At 45.6% G+C, this 575-nt stretch carries 2 protein-coding genes; both read right to left on the bottom strand.

Translation table 11 applies throughout. The features are described 5' to 3' along the window. Positions 1–178 (bottom strand): IS66 family insertion sequence element accessory protein TnpB (gene tnpB / locus PL85_RS19120; protein WP_194557410.1); only part of this gene is annotated, 178 nt, incomplete at its 3' end. Then, positions 175–495, bottom strand: coding sequence for an IS66 family insertion sequence element accessory protein TnpA (gene tnpA / locus PL85_RS18315; RefSeq protein WP_115339072.1), 321 nt, complete (start codon positions 493–495; stop codon positions 175–177). The genes tnpB and tnpA, both read right to left, overlap by 4 nt. Positions 496–575 lie beyond the last annotated feature (80 nt).

Genomic DNA, 575 nt, shown 5'->3' on the forward strand with positions numbered 1-575 from the left:
CCCAGTACAACACTTTGACTTTGTCGCGTTGTTTATTGGTAAACAGGAATAGCGCACCTGTACCTAGCGGCAAATCGGTTTCGGACTCGATAATCGCTGCTAATCCATTGATGGATTTTCTAAAGTCCACGAACTCTCGATACAAGTAAATATTGGGTGCACTAAGCATTCTCTTCATGACAGCACTCCGATTAACTCGGCTAAGTAGGCCACAGGTGTTCCCTGGGGAATGCTGAGTTCAACATCATTAATGGATAGCGTCATGTTGGCGACGGGTGCTTGAGCCACTTGGTAGCGAGTCGTTTTTTCAACGACTTCTGCTTTAACAAAGCCACTGATATTGGCTGACTCTGTTGTTTGTAACTGCTGGCGTTTGGCATAAAAGGTAGACAGACTTAGCTCGTTACGCTCACAGAAGACGCGCTGGGATAGATGGCTGGATTGGTATTTTTCAAACAGGGTTTGCCATTCTTTGTTGGTGCGCCGTTTTGCCATTTCAGATCTCCTTGAGGTTGGAGATTTGATCTTAGGACGTACCGATATTGATTAGAATGTGGGGTTTATGACGCGCTTAC

It is taken from the genome of Vibrio anguillarum (assembly GCF_001989995.2).
Taxonomy (GTDB): domain Bacteria; phylum Pseudomonadota; class Gammaproteobacteria; order Enterobacterales; family Vibrionaceae; genus Vibrio; species Vibrio anguillarum.